This is a genomic window from Alphaproteobacteria bacterium (assembly GCA_025800285.1).
GTDB lineage: Bacteria > Pseudomonadota > Alphaproteobacteria > JAOXRX01 > JAOXRX01 > JAOXRX01.
This window is the reverse complement of the sequence record JAOXRX010000019.1, coordinates 53,983-68,810: the sequence shown is the minus strand read 5'-3', so window position 1 is coordinate 68,810 and position 14,828 is coordinate 53,983. Positions and strand designations below refer to the sequence as shown.

Annotated in this window: 18 protein-coding genes; 4 read left to right on the top strand and 14 right to left on the bottom strand. The window is 28.1% G+C overall.

Annotated elements, in window-relative coordinates:
• From OIF36_00425 to OIF36_00415, 3 genes are all read right to left on the bottom strand, one after another.
• The coding region (locus OIF36_00425; GenBank protein MCV6598937.1) for a thioredoxin family protein at window positions 1-206 on the bottom strand (206 nt) is incomplete at its 3' end.
• Window positions 207-222: 16 nt separating this feature from the next.
• Window positions 223-1,185 (bottom strand): permease, encoded by a 963-nt coding sequence (locus OIF36_00420; protein ID MCV6598936.1) that lies wholly within the window; start codon window positions 1,183-1,185, stop codon window positions 223-225.
• Window positions 1,186-1,188: 3 nt separating this feature from the next.
• Window positions 1,189-1,503: a metalloregulator ArsR/SmtB family transcription factor gene (locus OIF36_00415; GenBank protein ID MCV6598935.1), complete on the bottom strand. Its 315-nt coding sequence runs from the start codon at window positions 1,501-1,503 to the stop codon at window positions 1,189-1,191.
• A gap of 147 nt (window positions 1,504-1,650) precedes the next feature.
• Between OIF36_00415 and OIF36_00410 the strand changes: the two genes are divergently transcribed.
• Together OIF36_00410 and OIF36_00405 are read left to right on the top strand one after the other, a co-directional pair.
• On the top strand, window positions 1,651-1,824 hold the full coding sequence (locus OIF36_00410) for a PhoP regulatory network YrbL family protein (GenBank protein ID MCV6598934.1): 174 nt from the start codon (window positions 1,651-1,653) through the stop codon (window positions 1,822-1,824).
• 25 nt (window positions 1,825-1,849) lie between these two features.
• On the top strand, window positions 1,850-2,248 hold the full coding sequence (locus tag OIF36_00405) for a PhoP regulatory network YrbL family protein (GenBank protein MCV6598933.1): 399 nt from the start codon (window positions 1,850-1,852) through the stop codon (window positions 2,246-2,248).
• 70 nt (window positions 2,249-2,318) lie between these two features.
• Here OIF36_00405 and OIF36_00400 read toward each other — a convergent pair whose 3' ends face one another.
• The 9 genes from OIF36_00400 to OIF36_00360 form a co-directional block, all read right to left on the bottom strand.
• Window positions 2,319-3,806 carry a SulP family inorganic anion transporter gene (locus OIF36_00400; GenBank protein ID MCV6598932.1) on the bottom strand — a complete coding sequence of 496 codons (1,488 nt, stop codon included), beginning with the start codon at window positions 3,804-3,806 and terminating at the stop codon, window positions 2,319-2,321.
• An 86-nt stretch (window positions 3,807-3,892) separates the two neighbouring features.
• The gene (locus OIF36_00395) at window positions 3,893-4,111 is read right to left on the bottom strand and encodes a hypothetical protein (GenBank protein MCV6598931.1); all 219 of its coding nucleotides are present in this window, start codon (window positions 4,109-4,111) and stop codon (window positions 3,893-3,895) included.
• Between the two features lie 87 nt (window positions 4,112-4,198).
• Window positions 4,199-5,314, bottom strand: coding sequence for a hypothetical protein (locus tag OIF36_00390; GenBank protein ID MCV6598930.1), 1,116 nt, complete (start codon window positions 5,312-5,314; stop codon window positions 4,199-4,201).
• A gap of 13 nt (window positions 5,315-5,327) precedes the next feature.
• Window positions 5,328-6,236 carry a glycosyltransferase gene (locus tag OIF36_00385; protein MCV6598929.1) on the bottom strand — a complete coding sequence of 303 codons (909 nt, stop codon included), beginning with the start codon at window positions 6,234-6,236 and terminating at the stop codon, window positions 5,328-5,330.
• Between the two features lie 130 nt (window positions 6,237-6,366).
• Window positions 6,367-6,738 carry a hypothetical protein gene (locus OIF36_00380; GenBank protein MCV6598928.1) on the bottom strand — a complete coding sequence of 124 codons (372 nt, stop codon included), beginning with the start codon at window positions 6,736-6,738 and terminating at the stop codon, window positions 6,367-6,369.
• Entirely contained in the window at window positions 6,738-7,187 is a 450-nt protein-coding gene (locus OIF36_00375; GenBank protein MCV6598927.1) for a DUF1847 domain-containing protein, read from the bottom strand. The genes OIF36_00380 and OIF36_00375 overlap by 1 nt, the downstream gene beginning before the upstream one ends.
• 88 nt (window positions 7,188-7,275) lie before the next feature.
• On the bottom strand, window positions 7,276-7,458 hold the full coding sequence (locus tag OIF36_00370) for a hypothetical protein (protein MCV6598926.1): 183 nt from the start codon (window positions 7,456-7,458) through the stop codon (window positions 7,276-7,278).
• 15 nt (window positions 7,459-7,473) lie between these two features.
• Window positions 7,474-7,767, bottom strand: coding sequence for a DUF134 domain-containing protein (locus OIF36_00365; protein ID MCV6598925.1), 294 nt, complete (start codon window positions 7,765-7,767; stop codon window positions 7,474-7,476).
• A gap of 181 nt (window positions 7,768-7,948) precedes the next feature.
• On the bottom strand, window positions 7,949-8,731 hold the full coding sequence (locus tag OIF36_00360) for a hypothetical protein (protein ID MCV6598924.1): 783 nt from the start codon (window positions 8,729-8,731) through the stop codon (window positions 7,949-7,951).
• Between the two features lie 176 nt (window positions 8,732-8,907).
• Between OIF36_00360 and OIF36_00355 the strand changes: the two genes are divergently transcribed.
• Window positions 8,908-10,767, top strand: a complete 1,860-nt coding sequence (locus OIF36_00355) for a hypothetical protein (GenBank protein ID MCV6598923.1) — start codon at window positions 8,908-8,910, stop codon at window positions 10,765-10,767.
• A 3-nt stretch (window positions 10,768-10,770) separates the two neighbouring features.
• Window positions 10,771-10,995: a hypothetical protein gene (locus OIF36_00350; GenBank protein MCV6598922.1), complete on the top strand. Its 225-nt coding sequence runs from the start codon at window positions 10,771-10,773 to the stop codon at window positions 10,993-10,995.
• 39 nt (window positions 10,996-11,034) lie between these two features.
• On the opposite strand, the gene OIF36_00345 is transcribed toward OIF36_00350, so the two are convergent.
• Both OIF36_00345 and OIF36_00340 read right to left on the bottom strand, forming a co-directional pair.
• Window positions 11,035-11,811 carry a class I SAM-dependent methyltransferase gene (locus OIF36_00345; protein MCV6598921.1) on the bottom strand — a complete coding sequence of 259 codons (777 nt, stop codon included), beginning with the start codon at window positions 11,809-11,811 and terminating at the stop codon, window positions 11,035-11,037.
• A gap of 17 nt (window positions 11,812-11,828) precedes the next feature.
• Window positions 11,829-14,816: an HAD-IA family hydrolase gene (locus OIF36_00340; GenBank protein ID MCV6598920.1), complete on the bottom strand. Its 2,988-nt coding sequence runs from the start codon at window positions 14,814-14,816 to the stop codon at window positions 11,829-11,831.
• Window positions 14,817-14,828 lie beyond the last annotated feature (12 nt).

Here is a 14,828-nt window from a genome sequence, read left to right as displayed (position 1 = left end):
GGAGAACGACCAGAACATTTAACCTCTTCATCAATAACAACTGCTGGAGTTGACATCACTCCGTATTTCATAACTTCAGCAATATCTGTAACTTTCTCAACTGTAGCATCTACTTCTTTATCTACAATAATCTTTTCAATTGCACTCTTTAGATTAGAGCAAGTAGAGCAACAATCTGATCCTAAAACTTTAATACACTTAGTCATACATAAATCTCCTTAATTAAAATAATAAATTATAAAAATATCCCACAATGTTAAACATTACAAATAATGTTAATGCAAAATATATTATCAACTTGGGCTTCATAACTTTTCTCAAAATCATCATCTCTGGCAAAGAGATAGCTACTACACTCATCATCATAGCTAAAACTGTTCCTATTGGTACAGACTTTGCTATTAAAACCTTTGCCACAGGTATTATTCCAACAGCATCAGTATATAAAGGTATTCCAAATAAAACAGCGAAAGGAACAGCAAACCAATTATCTTCTCCAGCATATTTCTCAAAGAATGTTGCTGGAACATAGCCATGAATAAATGCTCCTATAGCAATACCAATTAAAATATATGGAGTTAACTTCTTAATAGTATCTTTTGCATAGTTATAAGCATATTCAATATTCTGTCTAATAGACATTTTATTCTCTTTTAAATTATTTTTACCTATTTTTAAATCCCAAACATAATCTTCAACATATTTTTTAAAGCCCATTTTATCCATAAACAAGCCCCCTGCTATTCCCGCTATCATACCAGTAGCAATATAAGTTAAGGTAATAGTTGTACCAACCTCTCCCCATAAAATAGGAACAGCGACTTCATTTATCATTGGAGATGTGATTAAAAATGCCATAACTACTCCAAAAGGGATTCCTGCTTCTAAAAAACCTATAAACAAAGGAATAGATGAACAAGAGCAAAATGGTGTAATAGCCCCTAAACTCACAGCAAGAATATAAGCTAACCATTTAGGCTTACTCTCTAAATATGTTCTTAATTTATCTGTATTTAATCTTGCTCTAAAGAATGAAACTACAAACATTATTAAAGCTAGCAAGCATAGAATTTTAGTTACATCTAGAACAAAAAAATGTAAAGACTCTGCCAACCTTGTGTCTACTGCTAACCCTAACCAATTATAAACCACCAAATCCGCTAAAATATCAAAAATTTTCAACATATATTATACTCCACTCTTAATATTATCACCACAACTATATTTAGAGCACCCCTCTATTAAGAAGTCCCCAAGATTTTTAATTTTTTTACAATCAGCAAAATAATGAATAAATTTTCCTCTTTTCTTTTTGCTAATTAATCGCGCATCTTCTAAAACTCTTAAATGAGATGAAAGACCTGCATTTGTCATATCAAGATCTTCAATCATGTGACAAGGGCATAACCCTTCTTTTTCAGAACTTATAATCATCTTTAATATCTTTAGCCTATTCTCCTGAGCTATAGCCGATAGAAGTTTGATTGCCTCTTTATTTTTCATTTTACCCATCCTTTGCGAATCATATTTAAGTAAATACTTAAATGATAACACATAAAAAGTCAAGCTTTTTTCATTTTTTATTAATCCCTATTGCATTTTGTTTAATATTAATATATAAATTTTATTTAAAAAGTGAGGAAAGATTTTATGTTAGCATTATCAGATAAAGACATTATTGGAGAAGGTGGCAAAAGAACTGTATATAAACACCCTCAAGATAGCAAAAAGTGTATAAAAGTTGTTAATATTAAAAAGTTGCAAGAAAAAATTAATAAGAGAAAAACCAACAGGTTTATAAAAATCACAAAACCAATACAATAAATACTATGATAAATCTCATGAAGAGATTCATAGTCTCAAAAAGCTAAAGAAAAGGGAAATTGCAGATGCCTTTAAATATATACCTATGTTTTATGGTACCATTGAAACAAATAAAGGCTTAGGTAGTGTTTTTGAGTTTATACAAGGAGAAAATCTAGAAACATATTTAAACAAACATGGATTTGACTCTGATATAGAAAAAGAGCTAAATAATATAAGAGATAACTTTATTAAAAACAAGTTACACTTTTCTGATTGTAGAGCAGAAAATTTTGTAATACAAAATAACAAAGATAGAATCAACATCTATGCTATTGACGGGTTTGAGCATAATGAGCTTATACCAATAACAAAGATAAACTTCTTCTCTAAACAAAAAGTAAAAAGAATTTTTAAAAGGTTCATAAATCAAGTTAAGCAATAATTTATTAAAGTAAAACAAAAAGCTCTGTCAATTGACAGAGCTTTTTTACATCAATATACTTAAGTTAAAACTAAACAGATTCTTCATCTAAAAAGTTAATTTTTGTTAAATTCTCTACTTTATCTAACATTCTTTTACAGTCATTGCTAATATTTTTAACTAATAACTGCTTTCCTTGTTTAGCATACTTTTCTGATAGTAGGCTTAAAGCTTCTAATCCAGAGTAATCAAATATTCTTGCATGACCAAAATTTATTATAACTTTTTTAGGGTCTTTTGCTGGATTAAATCTCTCATTGAAATTAGCGGTTGAACCAAAGAACAGCACACCTTTAACATGATATTCTTTCACATCATCTTTAACTTCACTATATTCAATAAGAATATTATTTCCTTTTTTCCAAGCAAAAACCAAACTAGAAGCAATAATCCCTAGACCAACAGCTATTGCTAAATCTGAGAAGATTGTAACTATTGTAACTAAAATAATAACAAAAGCATCACTCTTTGGTATTCTCTTAATAATCTTGAAACTTAACCACTCAAATGTAGATATAACTACCATAAACATAACACCTGTTAATACTGCCACCGGAATTGCCTCTATTAAACTTGAGCCAAACAATATAAATGATAATAAGAATAATGCAGCAGCTATACCTGAAAGTCTTTTCCTTCCACCATTATCCATATTAATCATACTTTGCCCTATCATAGCACAACCACCCATTCCTCCGAATAGGCCTGTTACAGTGTTTGCAATACCTTGCCCTATACACTCTCTATCAGAACAACCTCTTGTGTCTGTAACATCATCAACTAATCTAAGAGTCATTAAAGATTCTATTAAACCAATCGAAGCAAATATGAAAGCATAAGGGAATATAACCTCTAAAGTCTCTAAACTAAAAGGAACTGCTGGTATATGGAATTTAGGTAATCCACCTTTAACTCCTGCTATATCACCAACAGTTATAACATCTATGTTAAATAAACTAACTACCGATGTTATACCTATAATAGCTAATAGAGCCCCTGGTATATTTTTATTAATCTTTGGTAAAAAATGCATCATAAGCATTGTTATAGCAACTATAATCATTGGTACAAGCAAGCTTAAGCCTGTCAACCATTCTCCATCCATTTTAAAGCTATTTAATTGAGCTAAAAAGATAACAATTGCAAGACCATTAACAAAACCCAACATAACTGTTTCTGGTATAATTCTTGAGTATTTACCAAGTTTTAGAGCTCCTATAATAATTTGAATTATTCCCATCAACACAACAGCAGAGAATAAATATTCTACTCCATGAGAGTGAACCAGCTCGACCATAACAACTGCCAGAGCACCTGTTGCACCACTAATCATACCTGGTCTTCCTCCAAATATAGATGTTAATAGCCCTACTATAAATGCTGCATATAACCCAACTAAAGGCTCAACACCGGCAACAAAAGCAAAAGCTATTGCCTCTGGAACAAGAGCCAATGCCACAGTTAACCCTGATAATAATTCTTTTTTAGAAAATATCTTTTTCAAATTTATTTTTTTCATCTTAATTCCTTCTTTTAATCTCATAATGAGCGACGGTTATAACATGAAAAACAAATATCAACAAGCCTTTTTATGAAAATATTAACTTATTTATTAGTATTGATAATATAAACACCTAATATTCTTATTATTTTGACATCTTTTTTTAACTTTATCTGTATAACAAACCTTCTAGCTTTTTTAATTTTAGATTTAATTAAATACTTAATTCTTGCCAAGTTTATTTTTTTATTAAAATTAAAACAGTTAGAGTTATTATTAGATTTTATTAATTTTATATCATTAATATCCTTTGGTATCTCCATTCTTTTTTCTTTAAAATTTTTTAATTCATTTAAAGTAATAACTTTTATACCTTTATAGTAAAAATGATTTTCAGGATTGTATATTAGTTATAGCTCATCTTTATGAAGATTATGCTCAGAACCATCATCAAAATTAACTTCTGCATTTCCTGTACATGGTATATTTTTATTAGCTGAAATAAAATCTAAATCTCTTATTTGTCTTAATCCCCAAAGTCCCATAGGGTAGCTACCTATTATGCAAATATCATTTTTGTCGATATTATTTTTTTTAATATATTTATGCAAATAGCTCACCTGACTATCTATTAAAGAATTTTTGTAATTAAAAGGAACTGAATTAAAATATTCTAGAGTATTATCATTGAAATACACTTCTGCAAGCTCTATTGCTTCTTCATGTGTATCATTTATATGAATAGAGTAATTTTCTATATTATATATCTCTCTAACTTTAGATTTAAGAGCGACCATTTCATCTAGACTTTCACATGTAACAACATATACTCTCATTGGGTTACTGCTATCAAAAGAATTTTCTGCATGCTCTTGAGCACCAGAAAAACCATTCTTATAGTTTCCTATCCATTTTGTATCTTTATAACAAAGTTTTTTTATATTAACTAAACCATTTAAATTTAATTTAACATTCTTTTTATAATATATATTAGCATATTCTTCAATAATGTTTTCAACTTTAGAATCTAATTTAATATTTGCTCTAGGCTGAATATTAATTATAAAAGAATAAGGATTACTCTTTACAAACTCTAAAGCTCCAAAATCTGCAATATCACTTCTCAAACCCCTCTTAAGAAAGAATCTATAATCATAGCAGCTATTATCTTCGCTGATTTTCTCATCAACTGATACATCTTTATTTAAAAAATAACAAGAAACTAAACGGTGAGCACCATTTACTAACTGCTGCTCTTTATTTAATGGAATAAGTCCCTTTTTAGCATCAAACCCATTATTTTTTAAACTATCAAAAAGAGTTAAAAAGCTTTCCTCAAAGTGTTCTAATGTATTTTTATCATCCTCTTTGAACCCATTAAATATCTTTATTTGATAAAGATATAAGTTTTTAAAATAATTACTTTCTTTAAAAGGTAAATCTTTATACTTTAAAAAAAGATATTTGTATATTAAATCAAATCTATAATTTTTATAAAATATTTCTTTTGCTGATATGATTTTCATTATAAACTCCTAATTATCTTCTTAATTTTTTAATTGCTATTTTCTTTAAGTATAAAGGAATAGAGCTATCATTTTTTAATTCTTCTACATAAGATCTAGCCAACTCTTTACTAGATTGTAATAAAACTCTTCCAGAGCTTTTTATAGTTCTTGAAAAATTAGATTTAAACTTTTTAAGTTTACCTGTATCCTTCAGATAAGAGTATATTGATTTATTTATATACATAAAATCCTGTAAATCTCTATCTGTTTTACTATTAGCCATTATACTATTTGTTCTTTGTCTATAAAGAACCGCTTTACAATCACAGAAACACATAAAATCTATATTGCATAGAAGTTTATAATAAAACTCTAAATCTTCAAAGTGTATATGATTTGTAAATCTTAAGTCCTTGTTATCAAATATATCTTTTTTATACAACTTACTCCAAGCACAAATAGGCATTTTACCGATAGTTCTACTATTTACCTTATAAGTTTTATTTTCCCTAGATTTTTGAAACTTTTGAGGGTATATATTTTTAACACCGTCATCATCTAAAATAAAATTATCAAAATGAGTATATACAACACTTGTATTACTATCCACTGCACACATATGAACTTTTTCTAAAATATCAGCATATTTAAACAAATCATCTGAATCTAAAAACCAAATATATTTACCTTTTGCATTAGCTATACCTGTATTTCTAGCCCCTCCAAGCCCGAGATTTTCTTCATGAGTTATAATTTTAACTCTGCTATCTTGTTTTGCTTTAGCCTTCACTATGTTAATAGAGTCATCTCTCCCCAAGTCGTCTATACACAATATTTCTATATTTTGATATGTTTGATTAATCACAGAGTCTAAACACTCTCCTATATAATCTTGAACCCCATAAAAAGGTATTATAACTGATATTAAATCTTCTTTCATTGCACTTCCTTATAAATATTTTTTTGTATAACATAAAATAATATAACAGGCAATAAAAAAAGAGTCCTTTTTAAAAAACTCTTCTTTTAAATTAATATAAATACATAACTATTACTTATAAAAAAGTTATCTACATCAAAGTTGTTATTTTTTTATTTTCATCTAAAGCAACAAACTTTACCTGCCCTCCTGCAACATATTCATCATCTTCACCTTTTTTCACTCTAAATACATTAACATCCATAACCATAGAGCATCTTTTCATACTTGTTACTTTTGCTTTTACCTCAAGCACATCATGAACAAAAACACTTTTTGTCAACTCAATATTATCAAACCTCGTAGTTACACACTCTTTTCCTGTAATTTTTATAGCCAGAATAACTGCTAGCTCATCCATCCATGATATCAAAGTACCTCCAAATAAAGTTCCATACGAATTTAAATCTTTCGGCATTACTAAATGAGAAACACTATCTTTATATATTACCTCTTTTGACATTATAGCTCCTTCGCTGTGTTATGTTTTGTTGAAAAGTCTTTCACTATTAAAGTAGTTACAGGAGCATTTGAATTTTTATTAAACACTAAACCATGCCCTAAACATAATCCTATATTAATATTTAACTCTGTTTCGCTATCGTTAAGAACCTTAGCCTGATGAGCTGGGTCACAGCTTAATCCTTTTAGCTCTTCTCCAAATAAATCTGCATTTGTTAAACCGCTATCTTTACAATTTACTGTAATAACATCAAAGCCCTCTTGTTTTAATATCTCTTTTAGGGATTGAGCATATTTTTCCATTGATAAACAATTAGCCACCCCTATTTTATTTATACCAGAGTTCTTTGCAAAATCTATTAGCTCTTTTATTCTTGACTTATTAATAGAATCTTTTGTAACCTTCATTACTTGTAAAGAGTCTGAATCATATAGTTTCTCTTTTGACATTTATTTTTCCCTTGTTTTAATTTATTTTACTGCTATACTATATAAAAGCAGAGCTAAGTTATTTAACTCTGCCTTGGTTAATCAGGTGTTAGGAAACCTGTTTATCTAGCTCATCAAGTCTGTTTTGTAGTAATTTAATTCTAGCTTGATGAGCATTTATTTTTTCTAATATAGCTTCTTTATTTGAGCTATTTAGTAAACAGTTACCTCTTTTCCCAAAGTTATTTCCTCTAAAACAACCTCTAGGACCTGTTCCATCTCTATTTGGCATAGCAACCTCCTTTCTTTATTTTTTTTTAAAAATTCCCTCTTCTATTTTTATAGCCCAACCATTAATCAAAGCTTGAGCAACAACCTTTCTTGCTTCATTTACAAGTCGAGAGAAAGTTGAACGAGAAATATTCATAAGCTTACAAGCCTCTTCCTGAGTCATTTCTTCTGCATCAGCTAACTTCAAGGCCTCTAACTGATCATGCTTCAAGACTACTTGTTGAAGTTCAGATATCTTAATTCCTCTTGGTTTATAATAATAATTAACTAAGTCTTCAGATACATTTCTACATTTTCTTGGTCTTGGCATAAAAAATCCTTTTAGTTATGAACATATTCTCATTATCAATGTATATTCAAATACAAAAAATGTCAAGTTTTTTATAAAAAACTTGACATTTTATTAACTTAAACCGCTTTTTTTGTAATTATACTTTTTTATCAAATTTAAATTAAACAAAAATATTTAATACATATAATAACTCTGTAATTTAAAAATTATAACTATAATTTAAACCAAATGTTTGATATCCCCAATCTGCACCTTCTCTAACTATAGAGTATTTAAGCTTAAATTTATCTGCAATTTTATAATCTAAATTATGTTCATAACTTAAATCCCATTTACTTTTTCCACTTACTTTATCATTACCAACACCACTAGCAATTTTAACCTCATATTCTAAGCCATTTTTACTATTTGAAAAATATTTCCAAGGCATTAATCTTATATATAAAGCATTCTCTTGATCTGTTTTACCACCAGAAGTTTCAGAACTTTTATAAGAGCCACTTGGAATATAATCAAATTCATAAATATATCTCATATTTAAAAAACTATATGGATCAAATTCAATAACTGGCATAAATCTATAACTAATCCCCTGTATTTCACTATAATCTCTATGAACCACATTAGTTTTAAACCCTAAATGAAGCTTATCTTTAACAACAGGCCAGCGAAACCTAAGACCAGCAGATGCTATATGCAAACTATCATTAAGAGAACCAGAATCATCTATATTTCTTACATTACCTGTTGTATATCTAAAAGTTCCAATAACATTATCTGAAATATTATATTCTCCATATGTTTCTATCGCTCTTTGCTTAGTTTTTTCTCCAGAATTTGTTTCATTATTATATATCATTGTTGAAGATATATATCCATCTTTCGTATAATCCCTATACTCATTAACCACATCAGCTCTTGCCGAAGAAACAACTAAAGCAAAAACAAAAGTAAAAATTATTTTTTTAAAACTAAAATTCATATTATAATCCTTTCTAATAAATACAATAATTAGAATTATATATTATTTATATACTTTGTCAAGAAAAAAAACTTGACAAAATAGGAATTATATCCTAAATTAATTTATTAGAATTAGCACGAAGAGCATTTCCCATAAGGAGTGCTCTTTTTTTTAATCCCAAAAAGGAGACAAATATGACAACTCAAAAAATAAATGTCGGCACTATAGCAAACGACGACACAGGAGATTCTATTAGAGCAGCATTTCAAAAATGTAACTCTAATTTTGAGTCTTTAGATGTAAATAAAGCCTCTATAACACAAAACACTAATGACATTACAACAAATAAGACAAATATATCCAATAACACAGGCAATATTGCCATGAAAGCAAACTCTGAGGATGTTTTAAAAAAAGATGGCAGTGTCGAACTTAATTCAGGCTACACCCCTGTATCTGATTACGATATAACAACAAAAAAGTTTGTAGATGAAAGTACAGCTCAAATAACAATTAATAAATCCAACATATCTAGCAACACATCTAGCTTAGCAAACAAAGCAGAGTCCTCAGAAGTATTAAAAAAAGATGGCAGTGTAAATATAGATACAGGATACATCCCTAGTCATAACCTAAGCATTGCGACAAAAGGATATGTTGACGATGTTAAAACATTAACATTAAGCAATCAAACTGCTATATCCAATAATAAATTAAGTATTGCAACAAAAGCCAATTCTGCAGAGATATTAAAAAAAGATGGTAGTATTAGCTTAATAGATGGATATACTCCAAATTTGTCTTTAGATATAGCTACAAAAAAATATGTTGACGAGATAACATCTTCAATTGATGGAGGTAGTGGAGCATCAAAAACAGACTTATTAACAATATCTTCAGATTCTGAAAAATTAACTGGAGGTATTTCTGATACAAAACAAAGTGATTGGAATATTAGAGCCAAAAGCAAAATAGAAGCTAACTCTTCATCTATTGGTAGCAAAGCGAGCCAGAGCTCTGTTGACACTTTAACAACAAGAGTAACCACTGCAGAAACAAAGATAACTGACAATAAAAACAACTTAACTAATTTAGCGAATGTGGCAAACAGTGGTAGTTATAATGACTTAACTAATAAACCTAACATTCCTGCCAGTACTAGCGATATAACAAATGATAGCGGATTCATTTCAAATTTAAATTCATTCAATAGCGATAACTTATCAGAAGGGACACAAAATCTATATGATAAAACCGTTACAATAAATGGAGGAATTGACATTTCTGTTACCGGTACATATCCTAATTTCACAGTAAACAGCACTACTTCCGGTGGCATATCATCTCCAAATATGATTTGCGGAGGTGTAATTTCTAACAACTCTTCAAACCCAGATGAAATTATTGATATATCATCTTTTAAAGCAAGATCTAGCAATGACACTCAAGATATAATTGTAAGTTCTAATTCTATAAATATAACCCTAAACTCAAGCTGGGCTAATGGGATCACTCCAACATTATCTAATGCTTCTATTCACCTTTGGGCTGATTACAATTCTGGGACTACAAGATTTATATTAGATGATGTTAATGGCTCTAATATATCTGGGGCAAAAAGAAGAGTCGCATCACTTATAACAGATAGTAACGGAGATATAATTCCTTTTGATAGCTTTGCAACAGCTAATGGGGGCTTAGAAGTAATATATAAATACCCTATCTACAATAATATAGGAGAGCCAACAGTTGCAACAAAAATAAATTTATCCATTCCTAAAGGCATTATATTAAACCCCTTAGTTATAAATAAAATTACTCATAAAAACTCTGGATGGTCTAATCATTATTTTTGGAGTGGTTATAAAAGCTCCACTCCTAGACCCGAGTTTTTTCTAACCCTTGAAAATGATTTAATTGAACAACAAAGCATTAACCTCAATGGTATAAAGACTAACAATGATGCTCAGATATGGTATGTAAAATTCACTTCATCTGGGAATATATCAATAAACCAACTATTCACAAATGGATATATAGATGAAAGGATATAATTTATGCTTAAATATATAAATATAGATAATAAAATTAAAAAATTAACAGATGAAGAAATTAAAAAATTAGAAACTAAAAAAGATTATAAACAGCTAAGAAAAATGGAGTACGGAACACTATCTCAGCAAATAGAGTTTATTACTGAAAATGGTGTTGAAGCTTGGCAACAAAAAGTTAGAGATATAAAGGTAAAGCACCCTAAACCCAAAACATTAACGGCTATATAAAATGATAGCTCTTGGTTAATATAACCAAGAGCTATTTATTTATTTCTTTAAAAAATTAGCATATTTTACACAATATATTCCCAAAATATAAAACCTCGTAAAATTGTTTTTTATTTTTCTTTTAAAAACAGGTATGTTTAATATTTTTATTGTCAAATCTCTACTAGATAACAACTTATATTCAAATAACTTAACACCTAAAAATTTAATATAACTCTTTCTTATTATATTAAGGTCGTAATTTATAGGTTTATCAATTATTTCATAATACTTCTTTTTATTTTTTTTATTTAATTTCTTAGTTATAACAACTGTGTTATAACTATTTCTACTGCTCAAATGAGTAATATTTTTAAAATATTTTCCTATTATATTATCATACCAATCAGGATCTTTAACTGTACAATGGGCATTTTCTCCATTAGGGAGAATATTCTGTGCTTTAGCATGGTGCAAATTAAAATATGCAAACCTACAAATGGAGGATATATGCTCTAATATATTAGGTATATCTTGCTCAGGAATGTGCTCTAATACATCTGTATTAATAACCATATCAACCTTATTAACTGGAATTTTACTATATTCTTTTATTGCAGGATCATATTTATATATTTTTTTATTTTTATAAATTTCTTGAAGCTTATCAGCTAAAACTCCCTTGCCACAACCATAATCCAATATTGTTTTAGGTTTATATATATTAATTATAAAACAAATTTCTTCAATAAAACTTAATGAGCTAGTTCCAAAATCCTCTTTACTATTATGTAATTCTTCATACTGATTTATATATTTTTCATTTAAAAGCCCCATATGATATTCCTCCTATTTTAAAACAACTTACTATACTTAATCTTCTTCATGAAATCTAAAGATTTTGGGTTAGGAGAAGCATTCCTTAACTTAATTCCTTCTTCCGTAAAAGCTTTATTTGCTTTTTTTATCCAATTAAACATGCCTTCTTTATCCTTTATAGAATTGTTAAGACACCTACCCTGTTCTCCTTTAGAATCTTTATAGAAATGATTGTTATCTTTATTAAAAGACAAATCAACACCTATTAAATATATTTCTTTAATACCCATGTATCTAGCCATCATAAGCATTATAGAAACCACTGTAAAGCCAGAATGACAATACTTTGTCATATCATCACTAACACAAAACCTATTAAGTTTTTGTGGAGTATGGAAAAACGAAACAGTACTATAATCTTTTTTAAATTTAAAATATTTAACACAATCTGTATTAATAATAAACGAGTCCGCAAAATCCTTATCAATTTCAGATTCAAACTCAGGAATAAATTTACTATCAGTCAAAAAGTGATAATGAGTTTTATTCAAACCCTTTTCTTTTAATTTGTATCCCCTATTAGCACTAAACAAAATATAATCACTATTATTTAATTTACTTAAATCTAAATCATTAATAGAAGGAGCCCCTCCTATAATTATACATTTCTTACCTTTATACTTGTTTTTAAGTTTTGATGTTTTTGCTTTTTCAGCGGGAGTCATCTCTCTAGAAATATGCTCTGCTTCTTTCAAAATATCCTCATACTTATTATCTTTATTAACAACAGGAGAAAATGAGCTCTTTATATTTTCTTTAATTAAAGCCTCTTTATTAAATAACACAATATTAAATAGAGATAACTTATGTTCTTCCAAAGTTTTTAATTTTGAAAGAACCTTAATTCCAAACAAATAAAATTCTTTTAGACTCTTATCTTGATTTTTATTAAATATAATCTTTGCAACCGTAAATTTAAAAGCTATATCCGTAGTTTTCAGATTTCTGAAAGAAATAATAATAAATCTTTTTCTTATTACTTCACCTATAATCTCTTTTTTATAAAACTTAACATGTAAAAATGATTTTTTATCTTTGTTTTTAGGCTTAAAAGTTTTATACCCATCTTTCACTTTTATATATAAAATCCAATTTTTCTTACGAGTTGCTGTTCTTTTCTTTTTTAATAATTGAACACCGAATAAATATATTCCCCATTTATTAGAATCATATTTTTTAACTCTTTTATACTCTAAAACATAAGGAATACCTGCTTTTATATTATAACCATAAATATCTTTAGTTATTTCTAAGCTATTTTCTTTTAGGTTATTCCAAGGTGGTCTTATATACTTATTCGCTACATCACCTTTATTGGATATCATTAAAGGCTCATAGTGTTTATGATCTGACAAAGGAGCAAAATAAATTCCAGAGAAGTTTTTCTTATCTAAATTTGTTGGAGCACAATAGCATAGACAGTCTATTAAACAAACTACATCTTCAATAGAGAAAAATAGCTTTTTTGTTTGCAAACTACTTGTCAACTCTTTTGTTAAATCAATGATACCTTGTGTAATATCACCATATACAGACAACCTTTTCTCTTCATGTTTATTGATATCTATATATACTGGTTTATTATTCTCATCCAAATCTTTTATAGGTCGTTCAGGGGCTCCTATGAAAAACTCAAAAATAGTCCAATATTTAATACTATTAAATTTCTCTTCTATAAGGTTATCACATTTAAAATCTTTGCTCATCACTTTAGCTTCAGGTAAAATATGCCAATATATACCCAAAATATCTTTGTTTTCATCAAGTTTCTCCAATAAAGATTGACTAGAAAACTTTCCAGTTATAGTATCAACCATTGCAAATTTTTTATCTAACTTAAATGAAGAAATATATTTTTTCATTTGTTTAAATTTCTTTGCAGAAAACTTCTCTAGCTCTTCATCTGTAACAACATCTTTATTTAAAATATCTGAAGCTTTTCTTCTCATAGCTCTCTTTAAAATAGAATCATCTTTATGGAATGCAAATGATGTCATTTCTGACATAATTCTAGGAGCATACACATAATGAGTCTTAACTTTAGGCATTAAGATATTAAAAACTTTTTCTAAAGAATAACCATCTCTTGCTACGAACACAACATCTTTTAAATTGTTATTACTTACTATTTCACTAATATAATCACAATATGTGTAAGCTAAAGAACCTCCGTAATATTTCCCCATTAAATACCAATAATCTTTTTCCCATGTTTTACCTTCTAAAACAAAATCTATTGCCATCTGCATAATTAAAGCTGAACCACCAACAGATTTATGTCTTTGAATAAATTCTTCTATTTTTTTATTATTATTAGATAATTTTATAAACCTATCTAACACTTTAGGGTAGTGAACCCCCTTTATACCTATATTATTTGCCTGAACAAAATCAGAATGATGGTTATCCCCTATATGAACTACATTCTTTGCTTTTAGAGATAAATCTTTTAATACTTCTTTGTAAAGATTACCTGTCCCTTTTCCTTTTCTATATTCTGAAGATACATATAATTTCTCATACTTATCATATCCATTTTTTTCTACAACTTTCTTTAGAAAAGTAGCTGGTAAATACATATCTGAAACAAATATGACTTTCTTTTTCTTCCTTAGAGCATATTTATAAACATTATATATTTCAGAATTTTGGAATAATACTTTACCCTCTAAATCTAGTTCTTTTTTCTTTAGAGATTTAAACTTCGGATTTATTTCCTCATATATTTCATCAAGTGTGATGTCTTCATATTTAGGATTATTCCCTTTTATAATTCTTCTTGTTCTTCTTTCGGCATTAACTCTCTCTTCAGCGAAGCCTTCAACATTCTCTAGTTGCTCTAAATGGCTAAACAAATCTACAGGCTTAGCATAAGGCCTCAACAAAAGAGTATCAAATATATCAAAAGATACTACATCGTAATTGTCTATAAGATTTTTTAATTTATCTGCTTTAAATTTCATTCTTTATACCTA

Bases quoted from the DNA above. Each gene is read 5' to 3' on its own strand.
- OIF36_00420 (MCV6598936.1), bottom strand. From the start codon at position 1,185: ATGTTGAAAATTTTTGATATTTTAGCGGATTTGGTGGTTTATAATTGG.
- OIF36_00415 (MCV6598935.1), bottom strand. From the start codon at position 1,503: ATGAAAAATAAAGAGGCAATCAAACTTCTATCGGCTATAGCTCAGGAG.
- OIF36_00410 (MCV6598934.1), top strand. From the start codon at position 1,651: ATGTTAGCATTATCAGATAAAGACATTATTGGAGAAGGTGGCAAAAGA.
- OIF36_00400 (MCV6598932.1), bottom strand. From the start codon at position 3,806: ATGAAAAAAATAAATTTGAAAAAGATATTTTCTAAAAAAGAATTATTA.
- OIF36_00395 (MCV6598931.1), bottom strand. From the start codon at position 4,111: ATGGAGATACCAAAGGATATTAATGATATAAAATTAATAAAATCTAAT.
- OIF36_00390 (MCV6598930.1), bottom strand. From the start codon at position 5,314: ATGAAAATCATATCAGCAAAAGAAATATTTTATAAAAATTATAGATTT.
- OIF36_00385 (MCV6598929.1), bottom strand. From the start codon at position 6,236: ATGAAAGAAGATTTAATATCAGTTATAATACCTTTTTATGGGGTTCAA.
- OIF36_00380 (MCV6598928.1), bottom strand. From the start codon at position 6,738: ATGTCAAAAGAGGTAATATATAAAGATAGTGTTTCTCATTTAGTAATG.
- OIF36_00375 (MCV6598927.1), bottom strand. From the start codon at position 7,187: ATGTCAAAAGAGAAACTATATGATTCAGACTCTTTACAAGTAATGAAG.
- OIF36_00370 (MCV6598926.1), bottom strand. From the start codon at position 7,458: ATGCCAAATAGAGATGGAACAGGTCCTAGAGGTTGTTTTAGAGGAAAT.
- OIF36_00365 (MCV6598925.1), bottom strand. From the start codon at position 7,767: ATGCCAAGACCAAGAAAATGTAGAAATGTATCTGAAGACTTAGTTAAT.
- OIF36_00360 (MCV6598924.1), bottom strand. From the start codon at position 8,731: ATGAATTTTAGTTTTAAAAAAATAATTTTTACTTTTGTTTTTGCTTTA.
- OIF36_00355 (MCV6598923.1), top strand. From the start codon at position 8,908: ATGACAACTCAAAAAATAAATGTCGGCACTATAGCAAACGACGACACA.
- OIF36_00350 (MCV6598922.1), top strand. From the start codon at position 10,771: ATGCTTAAATATATAAATATAGATAATAAAATTAAAAAATTAACAGAT.
- OIF36_00345 (MCV6598921.1), bottom strand. From the start codon at position 11,811: ATGGGGCTTTTAAATGAAAAATATATAAATCAGTATGAAGAATTACAT.
- OIF36_00340 (MCV6598920.1), bottom strand. From the start codon at position 14,816: ATGAAATTTAAAGCAGATAAATTAAAAAATCTTATAGACAATTACGAT.